Below are 20,268 nucleotides of genomic sequence, written 5' to 3' on the forward strand. Positions count from 1 at the left end.
GCGAACAGCGTTCGTTCCGACGGTAGGGAACGAACACTGTTCGTGTCAAACGTTGTTCGTCCCGGGCTAGGATTCACCCATGAGCACGCAACCGGTAAGCCGCCGCGCGCGGCCCGCGAAGGCCCCCCTCAGCCGCGACGTCATCGTGCGCACGGGGCTGAAGATCCTCGACCGCGACGGCCTGGACGCCCTGACCATGCGCCGCGTCGCCAAGGAGCTCGACACCGGCCCCGCCTCGCTCTACGTCTACGTCGCCAACCGCGACGACCTCATGGCCGCCATGCTCGACCAGGCCCTCGCCCCCGCCCCCCACACACCCCTCCCCCCACGAGGCGACTGGCGGGAACAGCTGCGAACCCTGGCCCGGGCAGCGGTGGAGGCGATGAGCCGGCACCAGGGCCTGGCCCAGGTCGCGCTCGGTGCCATCCCCACCGGCGAGAACGCCCTCCTCGTCCTCGACCGCCTGCTCGCCCTCCTCAAGACCGGCGGCCTCACCGACACCGCCGCAGCCTGGGCCGTCGACCTCCTGTGGCTCCACATCGCCGCAGCCGCCGCCGAACAGAGCACCTACAACACCAAGCAGGCCGACGAGGAGAACACCATCGCCGAAGCCGACCGCCACTACGCCGCCCTCCCCGCCGACCGCTACCCCATGATCACCTCACTGCGCCACGCCCTCCTCTCCCCCGGCGACCGCGACACCTGGGCCCTCGACGTCCTGATCAACGGCATCCTCCACACCCCCACAGGCTGAGTCCCCCAGCCGCTCCCGGCCGCAAGCCGGAATGCACATGGGCAACTCCAATGCTCAATGGCCAGGTTCGATGCACAGCCACACCAGGGACCTGTGACTGAGCACTGGATCTGTCCAATTCCCACCTTGGCCGGAGGGTCCCCTCGGCGGCGTGCGGGATGTCCCCGGCGGGGCCATGATGAGACGGCCCGGCCACCGCGTGAGCGCCGGGCGGGAAGGAGCAGGCGATGGAGCTGTTTCCGCCGGCGCCGCTGCCGGAGTGGCGGGACACGAAGGAGACGCTGCACCGCTTCGAGCAGATTGTCGGCAAGATCCGCTTGGCTGCGAGCACTCGGCGCAACCACTGGTGGAACGTTCCGTTCCATGTCACTGGGCGCGGCATCACCACCCGTCCGATGGGTCAGGTCGACAGGAATCCGATCTTCACGGTCGACTTCGACTTCGTCGACCACCGGCTCGCCGTCATGACGCTGGACGGCGCAGAGCGGTCCTTTCCGCTTTCGGGGCAGTCCGTCGCGTCCTTCTACGATCAGACCCTGGCCGCTCTGGCCGCGCTCGGCGTCCAGGTGAACATCGCCGTTCCCAGACCCTTCGATCTACCCGACACCGACCGGCCGTTCGCCGAGGACACCGAGCACGCGACCTACGACCCGGTAGCGGCAAACCGCTACTGGCGGGTGCTGAGCCAGGTGACGTCCGTGCTGGAGGAGTTCGCGGCGGGCTTCTCGGGAAAGGCCAGCCCGGTGCACCACTTCTGGCACACCTTCGACATCGCCCACAGCCGGTTCTCCGGGCGCCGGGTCGACCAGCCCAGGCAGGCTGACCCCGTCACCCGGGAGGCGTACTCCTCGGAAGTGATCAGCTTCGGCTTCTGGTTCGGCGACGACGCTTTTGCCGAGCCCGCGTTCTACTCGTACACCGCCCCCGAGCCCGCCGGCCTGGCCGAGGCGCCGCTCAGCCCGGCGTCCGCGCAGTGGGTCGCGCGCGGCGACAGCCACCTGGCCGTGCTGCGCTACGACGCGGCCCGCGCCGAGGCCGATCCACGTGCCGCCGTGCTCGCCTTCTACGAAAGCGCCTACCAGGCCGGGGCCCAACGCGCCGGATGGGACATCGCGGCGCTTGCGTGCCCCGGCGGAATCACGGACCCGGTCCGTCGCATCTGACGAATTCCGTCAGCAGTACAGCGCGGTGCAGCCTTGATGATGCACGGGTTCTCCTCCAACACCACCTGCCCGCCCAGCACATCGGCATGGAACGCCCGCGACATTCGGACCGGCTCCCGCACCCCGGAGCCTGTTACCGCCCCTCTCAAGCGGCGACGGCTCGCCGTTCGAGCTGCGCCTTTCTGCCGCCTGCCGACCGGGACGGAGCGCCGGCGGGTCCAAGAAATGGTTTGCCGACCCGGTGTCTGTGTGTCACCGTTCGGCCTGGACCGGCAGTTGATCATCGGCAGCCGGTCGACGTCGACATGTCGGCGGCCTCTCGGGGATCCACCGGAGAGGTGACGAAACGATGGGAACCGGTGCCGTGGGGAAAATGTACGAGGACGAGTGTCGCCGGGCGTTGGCCGAGGAGCAGGCGAAGAGCCTTGCCGGGACCAACCACTGGGAACATGTGGACAGGGAGCGGGTCCACCAGGACTGGGACGTCCTGTACCGCGAGATCACGGCTTTCCTGGACGGCGGCTCCCTGCCAGAGGACCAGCAGATCCAGGAGCTCGTCCGCAGGCACTTCGACATCGTCAGCCGGTTCTACACCCCCTCCAGGGAGGCTTACGTCGGCATGTCGCTCTTCTACGCCGAGGACGAGGCCATGAGGGCGTTCCACGACTCCTACCACCCCGGGATGGTGGATTTCCTGGGCGCCGCAATCAAGGTGTTCGCCGAGCAGGGGAGCGGGTTCGCCGCCAGCGCAGGGGCCGAGGCTTCGGCGTAGTCGGGGGACACGGGCCAGGCCATGCATGGACGGGGCAGGCCCCGGGCTGCCGCAGCCCCTGGGAGGAGGAAGCAGATCTCCCGTCCTGCCACCCTGGGGGCTGGCGGCGACCGGCCGACGTGAAGGGGTGAGGGGGTCGGGTGGACGGTCCACGGTGTGGCTGTGCGTCAGGCAGGCGCGGATGAGGACCGACCGGCTGGTGGCCGTGGAGCCTGCTTCCGGCCGCCTCGCCCTGCACTTCACCGGCATGCGCCAGCCTCTCCACCTCGACCTGCCCGGCCCCGACTCCGGGGGTACGCGGGTGTCCGGCCGCGCCGGCCAGCTGCTGTCCGCCATCGCGTACGCCGCCACATCCCCGCAGCCGCCCTCATCACCTACCAGGACGGCGACGAGTACTTCGCGGGCTCCTTCACCGCCCGCGCCTTCACCGGCCAGGTAACGTCGTCGCCCGGCGGCCACTCAAGCCGGCGCCCATCCTCGCCGAACTCAACGCCCGCCTTCCTGGTTCACCCGCGAACGGGGCTTCGGTCGCCGCCGTCCTGGCTGAGACCGGGGCCGTCCAAAGCCGGTTACGGTCCCTGCCCCCGCGAGTGGGCGTCTACTTCGTGCTTGCCCTCGGGCTGTCCCCGCACCTGGGCCACGCCAAGGTCTGGGACAAACACGTCGTCGGCCTGACCGGGCTGCCGGTGCCCACGCCGTCGGAGAAGGCACTCCGCGACCTGCGCCGACGTCTTGGTGCGGCACCGGTGAAGGCGCTGTTCGAGATCGTGGCCTTCGAGGGGTGAAGTTCGATCACGGTGCTGGACGCCGAACGCAACCGCGGCCGGTTCGGCCGGCCACGCAACCGTTACGGCTGGACCGGCTACCCGCTCCTACGGCTGATGGCCCTGGTCGAGACCGGAAGTCGCGGCCTCCTCGGCGACGGGTTCGGCCCCAGGAGCTCGTTCTCGCCGACCGAGACTTCGACGACGGAAAGTTCCTGGCGAAGGCCGCCGCCGGCGCCCAGTTCCTGGTCCGCATCACCTCCAGCCGGCGCCCACCCACTGTGGGCCGGGTGCACGACGGCTCCCTACTGGCTCACACCCACGGCGTCACGGTCCGCATCATCGAGGCCGACATCACCGCGACCTGCGCGGACGGCACCCGCCTCCACGACGGATACCGGCTGGCCACCACCCTGCTCGATCCCGATCTGGACCCCGCTGGGGCGCTCGTGCGGCTCTGCCACGAACGCTGGGAGATCGAATCCGCCTACTACGCCCTGCACCACACCCTCATAGGCCGGGCCGTGCTCTCGAACCTGCTGCCAGCCCGCCGAGCGCGGATCAGCCTGCGCAAGGTGAAGTGCCCGATCTCCCGCTGCACCTACGCGAACCCCGAGGACCCGAGACCTCGCAGCGGCACACGAAACGACTCCGTGACGATCAGCGTCCACGCCATCCAGCCGACGACCGCTCCGTTCATGCCTCGTCGACACCCGTTCCCGACCGTCACGCCACAGTCGGCTCCCCGGCCGCCATCCCTGATCGACCGAGGACTCGATGTTCTGCGCTCCAACCCGGTCGCCACTGGGACGCCCAGGAGTTGGCCGCAGAAGTCGAAGTCGACAACGTGAACAGCTTCTGTGGCCACATGGTCCCGACAGAGACGGATCGCCAAGGTCAGGCAAGGCGCCTACACCCTGCCCCTGTTGGGCGACACCGAAATGTCGGTGGTTGCCGACCCCTCGTGTGTCAGAGCTGATCTCGTCGCAGCTGTGCATACGTCTGCTCGCCGTGCGCGTCCGTGATGTCGACGGTGACGCTCTCCCAATCCTCGACGGGTTCCTCCGGGACTACCCCGAGCTGGTACTCGGACTCCGCCAGTAGCTGCGCGGTCACCCGCACGCCGGTAAGGCGCTCCGCCAGCGCCATGACCGCAGCCTTCCTGTCGACGTCCGGATCGGTGTCCCCTGCCGGGTTGAGGCCGACCTCCCTCATCAAGGCGTTCAGCTCATCGGGGGTACTGCCAGTCCGAACCATCGGCCATTCGAAGGTGGTCCGCAGCTCGCCGTCCTCGTACCAGTGGAAGAAGTCCATGGGTTTGCCCCCGTTGCTCGAATGAGAGACACCACGCGTCCCGGCGGACAATGTCTCCATGAGGCGCGGGCGCGTGCCCAGGTCGCCTCCGAACTCCAGCGCGAGCGTCCACTCGCCGCCCTCGCCCGGCACGGTGAACGCTCCCGTAAGGAAGGCATCGGGCCACTCCTCAGACTCGTCGACAAACTCCTGCTGCTCGGAGATGAGATCGCTGAGCCCCTCACACTTCTCATCGCGCGGCTCGGCTCCTACGATCCGGAACAACTCCGAAGGAGAGACCCCTCGTACCAGCGTCAGGGTGTACCCGACCTCCAGCCCGTAGGCGAACGGCGAGGCCGGGGAGCGTATCCAGCCGTAATCGGCTGCGGTGGCGGAAGTCATGCAGCGCATCCTGTCAGCCCCCACTGACATGCGCAGAGCGCGAAAGCGCAGTTCTTGACGTGCGCCGTTCTCGCTCAACTTCGTGGCCTTGTACCCGACGCGGGTAGGTGATGGGTGTGAGCCACACCCCCTACGGCCGCCCCGTCTCCTCGGCCACGGCATGCCTCCGACATGCCCGCCCCTCGTCCCCACCGCCGGAGGCCAAGCCGGTGGCCGCTCTCCCGCCGGCTGTCCGGCCCGTACCGGCCTTCCACCACTGCGCGCCGTCGGTATCGCCGACGGCGCCGGGTCCCGGCGGACGCACCCTCGGCGGGCTGCGAGGCGGTGAAGACGGGCACAGTGTGAAGGCGGCCGGTGGCCTGCGCCGCCGCAACAGCGAACGGCTCGAACAGCCGGCCCACCCGGCGGGGCACGGCGAGCAGGAGGCGGCGCGGGACCGGCCCCCGGCCGGTGTGGCAGGCTCCCGCCCCGACTCAGCCTCATGTCGGAGCGGGGTTCTGAGCCGATTCTGCCGCCTTGACGGTGATGATCTTCTCAGCCTCCTCGCCGGGGATCTCCGTCTCGACTCCGGACGCACCAGGATCACGTCCAGGACGTCACGGCTCCCCCACGCCGCCGCGAACCTGACACCCGTCCAGGGGTGCCCCGGGCCGGCGCGGCCAGGTACTCAACAACCTGCCGGGAGATGTCCGGGCTCAGGGGTACCGTGCGGCCGACCGCGCGCAGCCGACCATCCTGGTTGTGGCGGCCGAGAATGAGGAGCTGAGGGCGGGCGACGGTGCCCGTGATGGTCGGGGGCTAAGTGCTCGGCTCCGGAAGTCCTTTGGGGGTTGATCATCCGGCGAGGCGGAACGAGGTTCTCATGACCTGGTTGACCAGGTTCATGAACGGGTCGATGCCGGTGCGTGGTTCGGCTCGGCCGAACACCTTTGCGTGGTGGACGTCGTAGGCGGCGAGGTAGGCCAGGGCGCCGCCGCGGCCGTAGGTGTGGTTCACGCGCATGGCTCTGGCCTGTCCGGGCGCCAGGGTGGGGTGGCAGCGGCAGCGGGCCTGGACGGAGGCCCTCTCGTCCGCGCTGCTGACGTACTCGTTCGGTCCGAGTGGGTGGCCTTGCCAGGGGCGTGCCTACAGATGGAGGACGCGTCCGGCCTTGATACGGAAGCCGAGGTCGGTGAGGAAGATCCAGGAGCGGTTCTGACAGGGCTTGCGTGCCGCCTCGGCCGGCCAGCGGCGCACGGCGGAGGCCGATATGAACGCGGTGATGCCCCGTTCCATGGCCGCCAGGGCCAGTTCCGGGCACTACCAGCGTGCCAGCGGCACTCCACTCTCGGCGGGTAACTGGAGGGCCAGTGCCTTGACCTGGGCGGCCGGCCGGACCAGTTGCGGTCGGCCAGGGCGGGCAGTCCTCCATTGGCAAAGCCTCCCCACCAGGTGCGCACCGTGTCCAGGTGCAGGCCGGTGTCGCGGGCGATCCGGGCGTTGGAGTGTCCACGGGCCGCAGCGAGCACCACCCCAGCCCGGCAGCGGAGTTGATGGGGGGGGCTTGTGACCGTAGGCCATCTTCTTCAGCCGATGGCGCTCGCAGGCACGCGAAGGAGTCGCCGTTCCTCGGCGTTGGGGCGGACCCGACGGTGTCACGCGGACACCGTCGGGCGACGGATTTGGGGCCGTCGGTGTCCGCGTTGGGGGCTTCAGGATTCGGGGTTGGCCAGGCGGCTGAGCATGGTTACGGCGTCGTCGTGCGCCACCGGCTGGAAAAAACGTGCGTCGACGTTCTCGACGGCGGCGATCGCGCGCGGAGCCAGCTCGGCTCCGGCACTGGTGACACGCAGCCGTTTGGCGCGGGTGTCGGCGGGGTCGACCTCGCGCTCGATCAAACCCTTGGCCTCCAGGGCGCGCAGGACTTGCGAGGTCATCTTGACGTCGGTGCCGGCCTGGCGGGCCAGGGCCTGCTGGTTGGGGTGTTCGCCGTGCGTGTTCAGCCACCAGGTGCAGGCAAGGAGAACGAACTGGACGTGGGTGAGGTCCATTGGGCCGAGGGCCGCGGCGATATCGCGCTGCCAGCGCAGCGTGGCGTGCCAGAGCAGGAATCCGGGGCTGTCGCCGGGGCTGAGGGCCATCAGTCCTGTGCCAGCTTGACCAGGGCGGCCATGGTCTCGGGCCAGTCCGCGGTGACGGCCGGACCGATCCGCGGGCCGAGCTGGTCGGCGCCGGGGCCGGTGATCTCCATCCGGTACGTCACTCGAGTGCGGCCTCGCTCGCCCTGGTCGAGCCGGTGAATGGTGCGAAGGAGCAGCCCGTCGAACCGGGCCTCGTCCACAAACAGTTTGTTGACGGTCGCCTCGGTGACGATCAGGTGCACCGGGTCCTGGCCGGCTGGCGTCATCACGATCTCAGCGCCCGCCGCGAACGGGCCGCTGATCTGGATGCTCGCGATGTCGGTGTTCCAGACTCCCCAGTTCTCGACGTCAGCCCACAGGCGCCAGATCCCCTCGGGTGCGGCGTCGGTCTCGGTGCTGTGCTCGTACGTCCACATCAGTGGCCTCCTGGTCAGCAAGATTCTCTTCGAGAAGACTATCTGCGCGGAGATTATTTGTCCACACGCCCCTCAGCGCCCCTCCTTCGCCCCAGCGGCAGCCCTCACGCAGCACCACTTCTACGTCAACCCCCGAAATGCGTCCGGAGCCGACCACTTGACATCCCCGCCATGAGCGACTCCGGACATGTCCTCGGCTGGCTGCAGGACTGGTACATGGCGCAGTGCGACGGTGACTGGGAGCACGAGTGGGGCGTGAAGATCGACACGCTTGACAACCCAGGCTGGACAGTCCGCATAGATCTAGAGGAAACGGACCTCGCAGAGCACGAATACCCGCGTCAGGATGTCCAACGCACCACGCACGACTGGGTCTCGACATGGACATCCGACAAGGCATTCCACGCCGCGTGCGGCCCCGGCAACCTCACCGAGGCCCTCACGATGTTCCGCTCCTGGGCGACCGAGAAGACCCCGTGCAAGACAGCGGGAGACCCGCGACCCGGGGAGCCTTCCCGGTCAGAGCACTAGTCAGCCGACCAGCAAACACACGCCCAGCTGACGATCCGCCACTGCCAACGCCCACTGACACCAAACCGGCGCATCGCAGCCGGCGGCGCCGCGGGGCGCGGCGATCCTCGTCGTCCAGATCGGGCAGTGGCTCACCAACATCCGCCGGCCGGGCGGACTCGGGATGGACCCGGGGGCCGCCGCACGGCGGGCGAAGGCGCTGGCCGCGATCGACGAGGACTGGAACCCCGCGACGCTGGGGTGGAGGGTGGACTGGCAACGCCACTACGCCTACCTCACCCAGCTCCTCGACGAGGGCGCCCGCCTCAAGGCCATCACCCCCGGCGTGACCCGGCCCGGCGAGGACGTCGGCCGGTGGCTGGCCGCCCAACGACGGGACTGGGCTCGGCTGAACGCCGAGCAGCAGGCCCGGTTCGCCGCGCTCGGCGTCACCCCCGGCACGTACCGTGCGGGCCCACCAGGCGCCCGCAAAGACGAGCGCGGCTCAGGGTCCGGGCGGGGCGCAGCCGACTTCCAGACGGGCATCCAGGCCCGCCCCCGGGCGAGGACATGTTGAGCGGCTCCCGGACGGGACCGAACACCGCACCGGGGTCTGGAGCGCCAACCAGAAGCAGCGGCGAGCGGCGCCGTGCTCGGAGCAGGAGTCGGCCGGGACCACGCCGCCGCAGTCATGGTGGTGGCAGACGCATTCCTCGCCCGGGCCGACGTAGGGCACCGCGTGCCGGAGCACCCCGCCCGCAGCCCCTTCCGCGGTGCCCCGCGGCATGGCCGACCACGCCAGCGTCACCCGCAGGCCGCCCGCCCCTGAGCGGAACCAGTCGATGATGCGCACCTCCCCCAGCGCTGCCAGCGGCTCCGTCCCCGGCGACGGTCAGGGGTGGTGAGACCGGGCACCCGGAGCCGCGCGTGGCAGCGGCTGAACACCAGCGCGTGGCCGCGCATGATCACATCGCGCAGCAGCGGGCGCGGTAGCGGATCGGCCCCAGAAGTCAGTTCCCCCGGGAGTGCTTGCCCGGTTCGATGATCTCGTCGAGGACTGCCCGGATGCTGTTGTAGATCCGCGATGCCGTGGCATCTGCAAGGCGTTGGTCGTCGGATCCACCGGTCGTGCTGGCGGCATGCAGCCGTTCATCCTCCGCAGCGGCCCAGTCCCGCGCTGCACGGATTCGCCTCAGCAGCTCATCTGCGTCGATCTCAGCCATGTGCGGGACCCTACCGACCGTTCGCCGCCCCGCATAGGGCGCGTCCGACGACTTCGGGCTGCCAGGTGCGGATGGGGAACCACACGCCCGCCCGGAGCGGGTGACCGCCCCCACGTCCCACGTGCGGACCCGCGGAGGCCCGCGGACCAGGGCGTAGTGGCCGCGCTGGAAGAGCGCTGGGCCACACCAGGCGACGCCGTGCGTCGGGGTCCCGACGAGCGCGGTGCCGACCCGGGTCTGCGCCGGCGTCCTGCGACAGCGGGCTCCAGGAGGGCTTGGCCGCCGTGCTGGCGGGTGTTGCCCACGCCCCGCAGCCTCCCGCACCGGCGCCGCAGCAGGCGCGGGGTGGTGAGCCAGGCGGCCGGGATGGTCGCACTGAGCAGGTGGCGGGGATGCGGTCGTAGGGGCTGGCGTCCGTGTGGCCGAGGCCGGCCGTCGCCGAAGATCACGTGCGGCTCCCGGGCGACCGCCTTCAGGCCGTCCACCTCGATCGTGGTGAATGGCGAGGGCGGAGCCGGTGGGTGAGGAGGCCGACGTTCCAGCCGGCACCGGTGCCGGTCTCCGGGACGCGGTGGCCGGGTGCGACGTCGAGCATGTCGAGCGTGCGGAAGGGTGCGAGTACCGTTCCCGACGTGTCCTGTGGGTAGAACCCAGTGTCGCATTCCGTTGGGCCACCGGTCGGCCCTGGCGGCCTGGCCAAGGACCCGTGCTGGCAGGAGGAGGAAAGGTGTCAGTTTCATGATCGGTCCTGCCGCCCCACGAGTACGGCGGATCACTCGCCCCGATGCGGTCCTGCGCGGTGAGGAGGTGGGTGCCGGGCCGACCTACCTGCTCCTTCACGCGGGGGGCGAACGTCGTCAGGTGTGGCGACCGGTCAGCGAGGTCCTCGTCGATGCCGGGTACCGGTGTGTGGCCTTCGACCAGCGAGGCCACGGCGACAGCGAGGGCAGGGCGCGGACACTGTCCGCGTGCGCGGACGACGTCGCCGCGATGGTGCGGGCCGAGCCACCGGCAAGCGTGGTCGTCGGTGCCTCACTTGGCGGGCTCGCGGCCGTCGCCGCCCTCACGGATCCGGCCGCGCGGGCCAGGGTGGCGGGGCTGGTGCTGGTCGATGTCGTCCCCTGCCTCGACCCTTCCAGAGTCCGCCGCTTCCTCGATTCCGTCGGCCCCCTCAACACCCACTCCGAGCTCGTCGAGGACATCCTTGCCCAGGTCCCCCGGCTACGGCAGGTCACTGCGGAACTCGACTTGCCCGTCCTGCTCGTCCATGGCGACCACGGGTCGTCGCTCACTGACGAGGACATCGACCAGTTGCTGCACCTGGCTCCTCACACCACCATCCGGCCCATCCGTGGGGCCGGCCACCTCATTGCCCGCACTCAGCCCATGGCCCTGGCCCAGGCAATCATCGCCACCAGCACCGCCTGGCGGTAACTCGCACTGCGTCCCGAGGGCCGGCTGCTGATCCAGCAGATGTCCCGCGGCCCACACGCCCCCGGCGGAGGCGCCTTCATCGAGACCTACATCGCCCCCGACATGCACATGCGCCCCGTGGGCCGGACCGTGGACCTCCTGGAGGACGCCGGACTCGAGGTCCGTGGGCGGCAGCGGCGCCGGAGCGGCAGCCGTCCTCATGGAAGCCCCAGCCGTGCCAGGCCCCCCGCGAACGCGGTGACCCCGTCGTTCAGGCGGGGCAGCTGCTTTTGCGCCGCGACGGAGGCGGGGGTGTACACCGGGTGCTCGTAGATCATCCGTTCCACGATCCGGTCGGCGGCGATGCCGTCGGCCGCGCCCAGGGTGACGACGTAGTCGGCGCCGTCGGGCAGGTGCTGGAGGCGCCGCATGTCGTAGCTGACGCGCACGGGTTCCGTGGCGGGGTCACAGCCGGTCATCCGGTAGTTCCAGCAGGCGCGGGCCCGGGGCGAGCGCGGCAGGACGGCGGTGTCGGTGTGCAGCACGGTGGGGTTGCGGGAGTAGGTGAACGCGCCCAGGAGCCGCTTCTCGTCGGCGGTGGGGTCAGCGAGCAGGCCCAGGGCCTGGTCGGGGTGGGTGGCGATGACGACGGCGTCGAAGGCTTCGGTGCCGCCGTCGCCGGTGGTGACCCGTGCGCCACGGCCGGTGCGCCGGACCGCCTCGACCGGACTGGAGGTGCGGCCGCGCTGGATGTGCTTGGCGGCGGCGGTGACGTAGGCGGCGGAGCCGCCGGTGATGGTCTTCCACCGCGGGGCGCCCGTGACGGACAGCAGGCCGTGGTGGTGCAGGAACGTGAACAGGTGGGCGGCCGGGTGGGACAGGGCCGTCTGCGCTGGGCAGGACCACACCGCGGCGACCAGCGGCAGGGCGAAATGGCTGACGAAGTAGGGGGAGAATCCGCCCTTGCGCAGGAAGTCCCCGAGCGTGACGCCGGAGTCGGCCGCGCGGGCGAGGAAGCGGCGGGCGCTGCGGTGGAAGACGGGTACCTCGGCCAGCAGCCGCAGGTGGCGGCCGCGCCGGGAGGCCCGCGAGGCGAACAGAGCGGCCGGGCCGCGGGCGCCCGCGTATTCCAGGCCGCAGCCGTCGCAGCGGACCGACATGCTCATCTCGGCGTCCTGCGTGCCGACGTCCAGCTCGCGGAAGAGCCGGAGCAGGGTGGGGTAGGTGCGCCCGTTGCGGACGATGAACCCCGAATCCACCGCTACCGCGCCCCCGCCGGGGGCCGGCAGGTCGCGGGTGTGGGCGTGACCGCCGAGCCGCCCGTCGGCCTCGTAGAGGGTGACCTCGTAGGAGGAGGCGAGGACGTAGGCCGCGGTCAGGCACCCCGCCTCCCACGACGGCCGCTTTCCGCAGTTCCACCACAACCGCTCCCGCCACTCGACACGCCGCCCGACTGCTGCGCTTCACCCGTACTTCGCAGCGGCGGGGCGGCTGGATTGGTGGAGATCCACGACGGTGGGGCGGTGTGTGTGAATGTGTTCAGGCGGTGAGGGTGGCGAGCTGTGCGGTGCACACGGGGGGGCGTCGCCGGGGTAGAAGGCGAGGACGCGGTACTCGTCGCGCTCGGCGTCCTGGCCGCAGCGCTCGTCGCCCGACATCTGCTGCAGCGCCGACACCAGAGCTGACCAGGCGTGTGCGGCCGTTCACCGCTGCGGCCGCGGCTGGGCGACGCACGACGCCGAGCGCCGGTGCGGGGACGCCGCCACCGCACGGTGATGGTCGAAGGGTCGGTCGGCGTGTTGCGCCCGCTCAGTCCGGCCGCTTCGCCCGTGCGGTCGCCTCCAGGAAGCGGCGTATGGGCAGGACCGCGGCCTCCCGGACACGTTGCAGGGGGGCGCGGCGCTTCCAACGGCCCGCGTCGATGGTGACGCTGCGTTCGAGGTCGGCGTCGAAGTCCCGGTCGAGGCCGGCCGTGAAGTCCTCGTCCAGGACGGCGAGCATGACCTCCTCGTCATGGTCCATGGAACGCCGGTTGAAGTTGGTGGAGCCGATCAGCGACGCCAGTCCGTCCACCGTCATGATCTTGGCGTGCATCATGGTCGGCTGGTACTGGCGGATCGACACGCCCGCCTCCAGGAGGCGGGCGTAGTGGAACTGGCCGGCGAGCTGGCAGGCCCGCTGGTCGGTGTGCGGTCCGGGCAGCAGGATCTCGACCGTCACCCCGCGCCGCGCCGTCGCGCACAGAAGGTCCACGAAGTAGGTGTCCGGAGCGAAGTAGGCGGTGGCCAGGCGGAAGCGGCGCTCCGCGGAGGTGAGCATGACGCGGATCAGGGTCTGCATGTCCTGCCAGCCGAAGCTGGCCGAGCCGCGGACCACCTGGACGACCGAGGAGCCGGGCTGCTCGTGCTCGGTGAAACGGTCGCGGTCGTCGTAGAGCTCGTCGTGGCACTCGGCCCAGTTCTGGGCGAACGCCGCCGCGATGCCGTCGACTGCCGGACCGCGCACCTTGACGTGGGTGTCGCGCCATTCGTCGGGGTTGCGGGCGTTGCCGCACCATTCCTCGGCGATGCCGACGCCGCCGGTGAAGGCCGTGTGCTCGTCGACGATCAGCGCCTTGCGGTGGCATCGGTGGTTCTGCTTCAGGGGCGACAGCCACAGGGGTCTGCGGAACCAGGCGACCTGGACTCCGGCGGCCTCCATGTCGGCGAGGAGTTCCGGTTCGATCTTCTGGGCGCCGTAGCCGTCCAGCAGCAGGCGTACCCGCAGTCCGGCGCGGGCGCGCTCGGCCAGGGCGACGGCGAAGTCCCTGGCCACCTCACCGCGCCAGTACACGAAAGTCATCATGTCGATCGTGTGCTCGGCGTCACGGATGGCGCTCAGCATCGCGGGGAAGATCTCGTCTCCGTTGCGCAGTGCGGTGAGTGCGTTCCCCTCCGTTGCGGCAATCCCGATCAACCGCTCCAAGCGGCGGCGCAGCCTCTGTATACCCGCCGGGCTGTCACCGCGATGCTGCTCCACGACAGTCATCGAGAGTCCTTGTCGCTAGGGAATCGGTAAGCCGCGGAAGCCTACTGCACCGGTGCGGGGCAGAGGACGCGGCCGTCCGGTCTTCGACCGCGGTCGGTTTCGGCGCGGACGAGTCGTGCAGCCGGCCGCGTCCGGACTCCTCCTGGGCGGGCGCTGCCCGACGGGGCGAGCAGGGCGCGTCCGGCACGCGGTGTGCGGCACCGTGGCCACCACGGCGTTCGAGGCCCGGCCGGCGGCCGCGGTCTATTCCCCGAATTCCTCGTTCGAATCCCCTGAGCCGCCCACATGATGCGACAAGATCCGGGAACGAGTTCTAGCGGATACAACCCTTCCCGCAATCGGCAATCTGTTCAAAGATCATGGGCGGTCCGGAAGCATCTCATCCGCTTCTAGGGCCGGCGCCCCTACCCGATGAGGATTCATGCTCTCCCGACACGCCATCGATCCTTCCGCCCCGATACGCAGACCCGTCCGGGCAACGAGCGGAGGAGCGCTCGTCCCTTGAGGTTCCGGATCGGCCGTCCCCACAATCCGCCCGCCCACGAGCCCACGGAACCGGCGGACCATCGCACCCCCGCCGCTGCGCCGCCCCAGGCCTCCGAACCGCCCCTGTCGGAGCACGAGATACGCCTGGTGAAGGCTTCGGCAGCAGTGGTCGCTCCCGTGGCCGCAGAGATGACGGTCTACTTCTACGCCATCCTGTTCGCCCGCTACCCGCAAGTACGTCCGCTGTTCCCGCCCGGGATGGACGCCCAGCGCGGTCGCCTCCTGCGCGCGCTGCTGCACATCGTGGACGTGGTCGACGACCCGGCGAACCTCATCCGCTTCTGCGGGCACCTCGGCCGCGACCACCGCAAGTTCGGCACCCTCGCCGCGCACTTCCCGGCGGTCGGCGAGTGCCTCCTGGACTCTCTCGCCCGCTACGCGGGGCCGGCCTGGACGCAGGACATCGCCGCCGCGTGGACGAAGGCGTACGGCGTGGTCTCCCAGGTCATGATCAGCGCCGCTGAGGAGGACGAGGCAGTGCGGCCCGCCGTCTGGCCCGCCACGGTGGTGCACCACCTCCCCCGCGGACACGGCATCGCCGAGGTCACCGTGCGCCCTCACCTGCCCTACGCGTACCAGGCCGGACAGTACGTGAGCATGGAGACGCCGTGGTGGCCGAAGCTGTGGCGCTACTACTCCCCCGCCAACGCCCCCCGCGCCGACGGCACCCTGACCTTCCACGTCCGCGCGGTCCCCGGCGGGTCGGTCAGCGAGGCGCTGGTACACCGGGCAGCGGTGGGCGACGTGCTGCGGCTCGGCCCCCCGATGGGCGACATGGTCCTGGACGCGGCCGTGCACAAGGACCTGCTCTGCGTCGCCGGCGGTACGGGGCTCGCCCCGATCCGCGCCCTCGTCGAAGAGGTCGCCCGTCGCGGGGGGCACCACCAGGTGACCCTGTTCCTCGGCGCCCGCACGGGTGACGAACTGTACGGGGTGGACGACATGCTGCGGATGGTCCAGCGGCACCACTGGCTGACCCTGCGGGGCGCGGTCTCCCACGAACACATCCCCGGCATCCGGGGGTCACTGCCGAAGGTGCTGGCCGAGTACGGGCCGTGGTACCAGCACGACGTGTTCCTCAGCGGACCGGCGGCAATGGTCACATCCGCCAGCGAAACGCTGACCCGCCACGGTACGTTGCCCGACCGTATCCACCACGACCCGTTCGAGACCCCCGTCCTGTCCGCCCGCTGAGCCGGATCCCCCTTCAGTTTCCCAGGAGCAGCCCCGTGATCTTCCCTCCACCGTCGTCCGGTTCGGCCGGTGAGCGCCGGTTGCAGCAGCAGCTCGGCACGGCCGAGCGCGCCGCCCGCTTCTACGACCAGCAGGTACGCTCCCACCTGACGGACGAGATGCGGGAGTTCATCGGCTGCCAGAGCATGGTGTTCCTGGCGACCGCCGACGGCCACGGCGAGTGCGACGCCAGTTTCCGCGCCGGGCCGCCGGGATTCGTCCACGTCATCGACTACCGGACGCTGGCCTACCCGGAGTTCCGTGGGAACGGTGTACTGGCCAGCGCCGGCAACATGAGCGAGAACCCGCACCTGGGCATGCTCTTCGTGGACTTCACCCACCACCACGTGGGACTGCACGTCAACGGCGTCGCGCGGCTCTACGAGGACACGGAGCTGCGCCGGGTCCACCCCGGCCTGCCCACCGACGTCGCCCCGGGGCGGGGGCCCCAGCTGTGGGTTCACCTCACGGTCCAGGAGGCGTACATCCACTGCTCGAAGTACATACCCCACCTGGAACCGGCTCCCCGTCCCCCGGCCCACGACCCGGCCCGGCCCAGGGACGCGGACTACTTCACCAAGCGCCGTACCGCGGTGTGGTCGGGCCTATCCTGACGCGGTGTGCGCCGGTGCGCGGTACTGCCCAACGGCCCTGGAGTTCGGGGCGTGCCCGCCAGACGGTCCGGCCGGCGACACCGCCGTCCGGACCGTCGGCCCGAGGTCGTTGTTCTTGCCGGCCGGGCTCACGCGTCCCCCCACCGCGCCTGAACTACGCCCCCGGCGAAAGATCACACCCTTCGGCTGCTGCCACCCCACCATGGTGACCATGCCGAACCGAGTAGCAGTCCTGTCCGACATCCACGGAGTCCTACCGGCCCTGGAGGCCGTACTCGCCGAACCGGACGTCAGCACCGCCGATCACATCGTGCTCACCGGCGACATCACCGCCGGCCCACAACCAGCCCAGGTGCTCGACCTGCTGACCAGCCTCGGCGAGCGCGTCATATGGATCAGCGGCAACGCCGACCGCGAACTCCTCGAATACCGCCGGGGAGACCGCGACACGATCCCCGACCCGATCGCCCCCTGGGCAGCCGAACAGCTCCGCGAGGACCACCTCGACCTTCTCGGCTCGCTGCCGCGATCACTGTCCCTGTCCGTGAACGGGCTGGGCAAGGTGCTGTTCTGCCATGCCACCCCTCGCGACGACGAGGAGGTCGTCCTGGTCGACTCCCGCCTCGACCGCTGGAAGGAGGTCTTCAGCGGACTCGACCCGGACATCCGCACCGTGGTCTGCGGCCACACCCATATGCCGTTCGTCCGCCTCGCCCACGGCCGGCTCGTGATCAACCCCGGGAGCATCGGCATGCCCTACGGACGAACCGGAGCACACTGGGCCCTCCTCGGGCCGGGCGTCGAACTCCGCACCACGCACTTCGACCTCCAAGCCGCGGCCGCACGGATCAGCCAGGACTCGTCCTACCCCGACATCACCGCGTGGGCCGACTACTTCCTGCACGCTCGCGCGACTGACGCCGACGCCCTCGCCGCCTTCTCCCCACGCGACGGACGCGATCAGAGTCTGTGACACCCGCTCCCCGCCTACGCTGACGGGACGGCGGTCACCGCACGGGCAGGGTGAGCCGGCGGCCTGGACCGGGGCGCGGCTCGCCTGGGCGGCGGCGAGCCACAGGTCCTCGCACATCTTGGACAGTAACCCGCTGGCCACTGGGGTGGTTGTGCCTGGCACACACCCCGACCAGCGTGAAGGCGGACACCGCATGACCCTCACCACCAGCCGCTCCCCCATCGTCAAGGGCCTGCTCGCCGCAGCGCTCACCATGGCCGTCACCGCGACAGCCGGCTCCGCAATGGCGGCTGCCGGGGACGACGACTGGAAGGGAGCCGGCGGCCTGACTCTCAACAGCGTCGACAACGCGAAGGTCGACGCCTACCTCGACCGGGCCCGGCAGGCCGAGAAGGCCATCAGCACCGACGTACGCGCCGCCGCCCAGATCTCGGGAGCCGAACTCATCGGCTTCGACCAGCGGCTGAAGTCCGCGGACTCACTCAAGCGGAAGGTCGCCACCTCCCTCAAGGACAACCCCAGGCAGGATGTGGACAGCGTCCTCGGCAGGCTCACCGACGCCGTCCGCTACACCCTGCAGTGGCCCGACGACCACTACACGACCGGTGTCACCCAGGCATCCACCGTCCTGGCGGCCTGGGGCAACGACAGCACCAAGTGGGCCAACACCTGGAACCGCACCAGCGGCTACAAGGGCCTCAACACCGGCTGGCGCGCGACCCGCTCGGGCCAGCTCTACGAGATCCAGTTCCACACCCCGGCCAGCAAGCACGCCCAGGAAGCCACCCACCTCCTCTACGAGGAGCAGCGCCTGCCCTCCACCAGCCCCGAGCGGAAGAAGGAACTCCAGGCCCAGCAGGACGCCCTCTTCCGCGCCGTCCCCGTCCCCGACGGAGCCGACCGGCTGACGGCACCCGAGCACACCACCGTTCCGGTGCCCGTCGTCTTCTGAGCGCCAGGCGAGGGCGCCGGCACCGCCGACCGGAACCGGCGGATCTCCGGCACCACGGCGGGATGCTCCCGGCCCGGGCCGGCCGAGGCGTGACATGACGTGGTCTTCCTTGAGGACGTCGCCCCTGATCCCGCGGTGTGGTCACAGCGCCCGCGGCGCCCGCATCGCATGCTCGGGGGTGACGGGTGGCTCAAGGCTCGGGCTTCGGACGCATTCCTCGCGGGTTAGGGTTTGACGCCGTACTCGGCGGATCGCTCCCCGAAGGAGGGTGGGAATGGGGCTCATGGACGCGGACCACACTGGGCTGGTTGTCGCGGCGCAGGCCGGTGACGAGCGGGCGCGCGAGGAGTTGGTCGCCGCGTACCTGCCGTTGGTCTACAACATCGTCAGGCGGGCGCTGAGCTCCGGCGCGGACGCCGACGACGTCGTCCAGGAGACCCTGCTGCGCGCGGTGCGCGACCTGCCTGCCCTGCGTGCCCCCGAGAGCTTCCGGTCCTGGCTGGTGGCGATAACGCTCCGTCAGATCAACACGCACTGGCAGCGTCGACGTGCCTTCGACGACCGGATCGCGGACCTCGACGAGGCGCTCGTGATACCGGACGCCGGCGCGGAACCCGAGGACGTGACGATCCTGCGGCTGCAGATGTCGGAGGAGCGCCGCCGGGTCGTCGAAGCCGGCCGTTGGCTCGACCCCGACCACCGGGTGCTGCTGTCGCTGTGGTGGCAGGAGTGCGCCGGCTTGCTGAGCCGTGACGACATCGCCACCGCGACGGGCCTCACCGTCGCCCATGCGGGCGTGCGCCTGCAACGCATGCGCGAGCAGCTCGACCTGAGCCGGACGATCGTCGCCGCGCTGGAAGCCCACCCGCGCTGTCCGGGGTTGGACGAGACCGTCGTCGGCTGGGACGGTCTCCACGCGCCGGTGTGGCGCAAGCGGATCGCGCGGCACACCCGTGACTGTCAGGTCTGCCTGGCGACGACGACGAAGCGCGTCCCCGCCGACGAACTGCTGCTGCTCACCCTCACGCCGCTGGCCGTCCCGGCCGGACTCGTCGCCGCGCTGGCCGCCAAGGGCCTGCTGTCGGGAGCGGCCGCGAGCTCCACCGGGCTCGCCATGACACCCGCCGCCGCCGGCACGGCAACAACGGGAGGCGGTCTGCACGGCGCGCTGACCGGCAAACTGCACGCGGTGACCGCTCATCCGCTGCTGGGCATCGCCGCTGGCGCGGTGCTCGTCGCGGGGACCGCCACCTACGCGGTCTGGCCCGATCCGGCACCCCGGGAGCCCGGCGTCACCGCCGCCCGCACGGCCGGCGATCCCGCGCCGGTCCCCTCGTCCACCATCGCGTCGGCCGGCGCGTCGTCCCCGTCGCCGTCACCGTCCCCGTCGCCGTCACCGTCCGCATCGCCGGTGGGTCCGTCCCCCGTCGCGGGCACTGTTCCGCTGGGCGTGCAGTCGCTGGAGTCCGTGGACGAACCGGGGCTGTACCTGTCGTACGCGGACGACTTCGCGACGCTGAGCAGCGCGGCACAGGCACGGAAGCGGCTCACCTTCACGGTCGTCCGGGGTCTGGCCGACACACGGTGTGTGACCTTCCGCGCAGCCGACGGCCGCTATCTGCGCCACCGTGACCTGCGCCTCCAGCTGAGCACCGACGACGGCAGCGAACTCTTCCGCGAGGACGCCACCTTCTGTGCGCGCCCCGGGGAGGGCGCGGGGTCGGTGACCCTGCACGCGCACAACTATCCGGGATCGGTCATCCGCCACCGCGACGGCGGCATCTGGCTCGACGGCTCCGACGGCACGCGGACCTTCGCCGGACAGGCCTCCTTCATCGTGCGCAAGGCCCAGGGCTGAGGACCGTTCCCGAAGCCGCACCCTGAGCCGCTCCCCGGGGACGACCAGACCGGCGGGCTCGTCATAACACTTTCCGTCTGCGAGATGCATCACCGGGCGATCGTCCGGTCAGGGCGACTTTTTCGTTACGAGGCCACGTGCTCGGAAGCCTCCACTTCGTGGGGTTTCCTTCCCGCCGCTCACCACGAGGTGCCGGCGCGGAAGACTCCCCCGCTTCCACCGTACGTATCGCCTG

Annotated in this window: 20 protein-coding genes and 4 pseudogenes; 14 read left to right on the forward strand and 10 right to left on the reverse strand. The window is 70.5% G+C overall.

Annotated elements, in window-relative coordinates:
• Positions 1-79: 79 nt before the first annotated feature.
• Together ACFY0O_RS00300 and ACFY0O_RS00305 are read left to right on the forward strand one after the other, a co-directional pair.
• Positions 80-754 carry a TetR/AcrR family transcriptional regulator gene (locus ACFY0O_RS00300; protein ID WP_388940802.1) on the forward strand — a complete coding sequence of 225 codons (675 nt, stop codon included), beginning with the start codon at positions 80-82 and terminating at the stop codon, positions 752-754.
• 227 nt (positions 755-981) lie between these two features.
• On the forward strand, positions 982-1,917 hold the full coding sequence (locus ACFY0O_RS00305; protein ID WP_388940804.1) for a DUF5996 family protein: 936 nt from the start codon (positions 982-984) through the stop codon (positions 1,915-1,917).
• A 26-nt stretch (positions 1,918-1,943) separates the two neighbouring features.
• Here the strand turns inward: ACFY0O_RS00305 and ACFY0O_RS00310 are convergent.
• Positions 1,944-2,021 (reverse strand): annotated as a pseudogene (locus ACFY0O_RS00310) (VOC family protein); the annotation flags it as partial.
• A gap of 269 nt (positions 2,022-2,290) precedes the next feature.
• On the opposite strand from ACFY0O_RS00310, the gene ACFY0O_RS00315 reads away from it, so the two are divergent.
• From ACFY0O_RS00315 to ACFY0O_RS00325, 3 genes are all read left to right on the forward strand, one after another.
• A complete protein-coding gene (locus ACFY0O_RS00315; protein WP_388940807.1) occupies positions 2,291-2,689 on the forward strand; it encodes a TipAS antibiotic-recognition domain-containing protein in 399 nt (132 codons plus the stop codon).
• A gap of 578 nt (positions 2,690-3,267) precedes the next feature.
• Entirely contained in the window at positions 3,268-3,474 is a 207-nt protein-coding gene (locus ACFY0O_RS00320) for a transposase domain-containing protein (RefSeq protein WP_388942196.1), read from the forward strand.
• Positions 3,475-3,743: 269 nt separating this feature from the next.
• A complete protein-coding gene (locus ACFY0O_RS00325) occupies positions 3,744-4,304 on the forward strand; it encodes a hypothetical protein (RefSeq protein ID WP_388940809.1) in 561 nt (186 codons plus the stop codon).
• A 118-nt stretch (positions 4,305-4,422) separates the two neighbouring features.
• On the opposite strand, the gene ACFY0O_RS00330 is transcribed toward ACFY0O_RS00325, so the two are convergent.
• From ACFY0O_RS00330 to ACFY0O_RS00355, 6 genes and pseudogenes are all read right to left on the reverse strand, one after another.
• Positions 4,423-5,148, reverse strand: a complete 726-nt coding sequence (locus ACFY0O_RS00330; protein ID WP_388940812.1) for a DUF6461 domain-containing protein — start codon at positions 5,146-5,148, stop codon at positions 4,423-4,425.
• 834 nt (positions 5,149-5,982) lie between these two features.
• Positions 5,983-6,150 (reverse strand): hypothetical protein, encoded by a 168-nt coding sequence (locus tag ACFY0O_RS00335; RefSeq protein WP_388940814.1) that lies wholly within the window; start codon positions 6,148-6,150, stop codon positions 5,983-5,985.
• A gap of 123 nt (positions 6,151-6,273) precedes the next feature.
• Positions 6,274-6,423 carry a hypothetical protein gene (locus tag ACFY0O_RS00340; RefSeq protein ID WP_388942274.1) on the reverse strand — a complete coding sequence of 50 codons (150 nt, stop codon included), beginning with the start codon at positions 6,421-6,423 and terminating at the stop codon, positions 6,274-6,276.
• A gap of 143 nt (positions 6,424-6,566) precedes the next feature.
• A pseudogene (locus tag ACFY0O_RS00345) lies at positions 6,567-6,659 on the reverse strand (hypothetical protein); the annotation flags it as partial.
• Between the two features lie 180 nt (positions 6,660-6,839).
• Positions 6,840-7,268, reverse strand: a complete 429-nt coding sequence (locus tag ACFY0O_RS00350; RefSeq protein WP_388940816.1) for a MarR family winged helix-turn-helix transcriptional regulator — start codon at positions 7,266-7,268, stop codon at positions 6,840-6,842.
• On the reverse strand, positions 7,268-7,684 hold the full coding sequence (locus ACFY0O_RS00355) for an SRPBCC family protein (RefSeq protein WP_388940817.1): 417 nt from the start codon (positions 7,682-7,684) through the stop codon (positions 7,268-7,270). The genes ACFY0O_RS00350 and ACFY0O_RS00355 overlap by 1 nt, the downstream gene beginning before the upstream one ends.
• 171 nt (positions 7,685-7,855) lie before the next feature.
• Between ACFY0O_RS00355 and ACFY0O_RS00360 the strand changes: the two genes are divergently transcribed.
• Positions 7,856-8,215 carry an immunity 53 family protein gene (locus ACFY0O_RS00360; RefSeq protein WP_388940820.1) on the forward strand — a complete coding sequence of 120 codons (360 nt, stop codon included), beginning with the start codon at positions 7,856-7,858 and terminating at the stop codon, positions 8,213-8,215.
• A 163-nt stretch (positions 8,216-8,378) separates the two neighbouring features.
• The gene (locus tag ACFY0O_RS00365; RefSeq protein ID WP_388940821.1) at positions 8,379-8,771 is read left to right on the forward strand and encodes a helicase associated domain-containing protein; all 393 of its coding nucleotides are present in this window, start codon (positions 8,379-8,381) and stop codon (positions 8,769-8,771) included.
• Positions 8,772-9,204: 433 nt separating this feature from the next.
• Here the strand turns inward: ACFY0O_RS00365 and ACFY0O_RS00370 are convergent, their stop codons facing one another.
• Positions 9,205-9,417, reverse strand: coding sequence for a hypothetical protein (locus ACFY0O_RS00370; RefSeq protein ID WP_388940824.1), 213 nt, complete (start codon positions 9,415-9,417; stop codon positions 9,205-9,207).
• Positions 9,418-10,155: 738 nt separating this feature from the next.
• Here ACFY0O_RS00370 and ACFY0O_RS00375 point away from each other — a divergent pair.
• Both ACFY0O_RS00375 and ACFY0O_RS00380 read left to right on the forward strand, forming a co-directional pair.
• Positions 10,156-10,851, forward strand: a complete 696-nt coding sequence (locus ACFY0O_RS00375; RefSeq protein WP_388940826.1) for an alpha/beta fold hydrolase — start codon at positions 10,156-10,158, stop codon at positions 10,849-10,851.
• Between the two features lie 6 nt (positions 10,852-10,857).
• Positions 10,858-11,034 (forward strand): annotated as a pseudogene (locus ACFY0O_RS00380) (SAM-dependent methyltransferase); the annotation flags it as partial.
• On the opposite strand, the pseudogene ACFY0O_RS00385 reads toward ACFY0O_RS00380, so the two are convergent.
• Together ACFY0O_RS00385 and ACFY0O_RS00390 are read right to left on the reverse strand one after the other, a co-directional pair.
• Positions 11,018-12,243: pseudogene (locus tag ACFY0O_RS00385) on the reverse strand (NAD(P)/FAD-dependent oxidoreductase); the annotation flags it as partial. The pseudogenes ACFY0O_RS00380 and ACFY0O_RS00385 sit on opposite strands and share 17 nt — an antisense overlap.
• A gap of 396 nt (positions 12,244-12,639) precedes the next feature.
• Positions 12,640-13,857: a phosphatidylserine/phosphatidylglycerophosphate/cardiolipin synthase family protein gene (locus ACFY0O_RS00390; RefSeq protein WP_388940829.1), complete on the reverse strand. Its 1,218-nt coding sequence runs from the start codon at positions 13,855-13,857 to the stop codon at positions 12,640-12,642.
• A gap of 663 nt (positions 13,858-14,520) precedes the next feature.
• On the opposite strand from ACFY0O_RS00390, the gene ACFY0O_RS00395 reads away from it, so the two are divergent.
• From ACFY0O_RS00395 to ACFY0O_RS00415, 5 genes are all read left to right on the forward strand, one after another.
• On the forward strand, positions 14,521-15,597 hold the full coding sequence (locus tag ACFY0O_RS00395; RefSeq protein ID WP_388940831.1) for a globin domain-containing protein: 1,077 nt from the start codon (positions 14,521-14,523) through the stop codon (positions 15,595-15,597).
• Positions 15,598-15,632: 35 nt separating this feature from the next.
• The gene (locus ACFY0O_RS00400) at positions 15,633-16,250 is read left to right on the forward strand and encodes a pyridoxamine 5'-phosphate oxidase family protein (protein WP_388940833.1); all 618 of its coding nucleotides are present in this window, start codon (positions 15,633-15,635) and stop codon (positions 16,248-16,250) included.
• 211 nt (positions 16,251-16,461) lie between these two features.
• The gene (locus ACFY0O_RS00405; protein ID WP_388940835.1) at positions 16,462-17,223 is read left to right on the forward strand and encodes a metallophosphoesterase family protein; all 762 of its coding nucleotides are present in this window, start codon (positions 16,462-16,464) and stop codon (positions 17,221-17,223) included.
• Positions 17,224-17,416: 193 nt separating this feature from the next.
• Positions 17,417-18,175 carry an ATP nucleotide 3'-pyrophosphokinase gene (locus ACFY0O_RS00410; protein ID WP_388940836.1) on the forward strand — a complete coding sequence of 253 codons (759 nt, stop codon included), beginning with the start codon at positions 17,417-17,419 and terminating at the stop codon, positions 18,173-18,175.
• Positions 18,176-18,449: 274 nt separating this feature from the next.
• Positions 18,450-20,033, forward strand: coding sequence for a sigma-70 family RNA polymerase sigma factor (locus ACFY0O_RS00415; protein ID WP_388940839.1), 1,584 nt, complete (start codon positions 18,450-18,452; stop codon positions 20,031-20,033).
• Positions 20,034-20,268 lie beyond the last annotated feature (235 nt).

This window comes from Streptomyces sp. NPDC001594 (assembly GCF_042893675.1).
Taxonomy (GTDB): Bacteria; Actinomycetota; Actinomycetes; order Streptomycetales; family Streptomycetaceae; genus Streptomyces.

What these genes read in the sequence shown, in the direction of transcription:
- ACFY0O_RS00300 (WP_388940802.1), top strand. Translation starts at nt 80, where the DNA reads ATGAGCACGCAACCGGTAAGCCGCCGCGCGCGGCCCGCGAAGGCCCCC.
- ACFY0O_RS00305 (WP_388940804.1), top strand. Translation starts at nt 982, where the DNA reads ATGGAGCTGTTTCCGCCGGCGCCGCTGCCGGAGTGGCGGGACACGAAG.
- ACFY0O_RS00315 (WP_388940807.1), top strand. Translation starts at nt 2,291, where the DNA reads ATGTACGAGGACGAGTGTCGCCGGGCGTTGGCCGAGGAGCAGGCGAAG.
- ACFY0O_RS00330 (WP_388940812.1), bottom strand. Translation starts at nt 5,148, where the DNA reads ATGACTTCCGCCACCGCAGCCGATTACGGCTGGATACGCTCCCCGGCC.
- ACFY0O_RS00335 (WP_388940814.1), bottom strand. Translation starts at nt 6,150, where the DNA reads ATGCGCGTGAACCACACCTACGGCCGCGGCGGCGCCCTGGCCTACCTC.
- ACFY0O_RS00340 (WP_388942274.1), bottom strand. Translation starts at nt 6,423, where the DNA reads ATGGAACGGGGCATCACCGCGTTCATATCGGCCTCCGCCGTGCGCCGC.
- ACFY0O_RS00350 (WP_388940816.1), bottom strand. Translation starts at nt 7,268, where the DNA reads ATGGCCCTCAGCCCCGGCGACAGCCCCGGATTCCTGCTCTGGCACGCC.
- ACFY0O_RS00355 (WP_388940817.1), bottom strand. Translation starts at nt 7,684, where the DNA reads ATGTGGACGTACGAGCACAGCACCGAGACCGACGCCGCACCCGAGGGG.
- ACFY0O_RS00360 (WP_388940820.1), top strand. Translation starts at nt 7,856, where the DNA reads ATGAGCGACTCCGGACATGTCCTCGGCTGGCTGCAGGACTGGTACATG.
- ACFY0O_RS00365 (WP_388940821.1), top strand. Translation starts at nt 8,379, where the DNA reads ATGGACCCGGGGGCCGCCGCACGGCGGGCGAAGGCGCTGGCCGCGATC.
- ACFY0O_RS00370 (WP_388940824.1), bottom strand. Translation starts at nt 9,417, where the DNA reads ATGGCTGAGATCGACGCAGATGAGCTGCTGAGGCGAATCCGTGCAGCG.
- ACFY0O_RS00375 (WP_388940826.1), top strand. Translation starts at nt 10,156, where the DNA reads ATGATCGGTCCTGCCGCCCCACGAGTACGGCGGATCACTCGCCCCGAT.
- ACFY0O_RS00390 (WP_388940829.1), bottom strand. Translation starts at nt 13,857, where the DNA reads ATGACTGTCGTGGAGCAGCATCGCGGTGACAGCCCGGCGGGTATACAG.
- ACFY0O_RS00405 (WP_388940835.1), top strand. Translation starts at nt 16,462, where the DNA reads ATGCCGAACCGAGTAGCAGTCCTGTCCGACATCCACGGAGTCCTACCG.
- ACFY0O_RS00410 (WP_388940836.1), top strand. Translation starts at nt 17,417, where the DNA reads ATGACCCTCACCACCAGCCGCTCCCCCATCGTCAAGGGCCTGCTCGCC.
- ACFY0O_RS00415 (WP_388940839.1), top strand. Translation starts at nt 18,450, where the DNA reads ATGGGGCTCATGGACGCGGACCACACTGGGCTGGTTGTCGCGGCGCAG.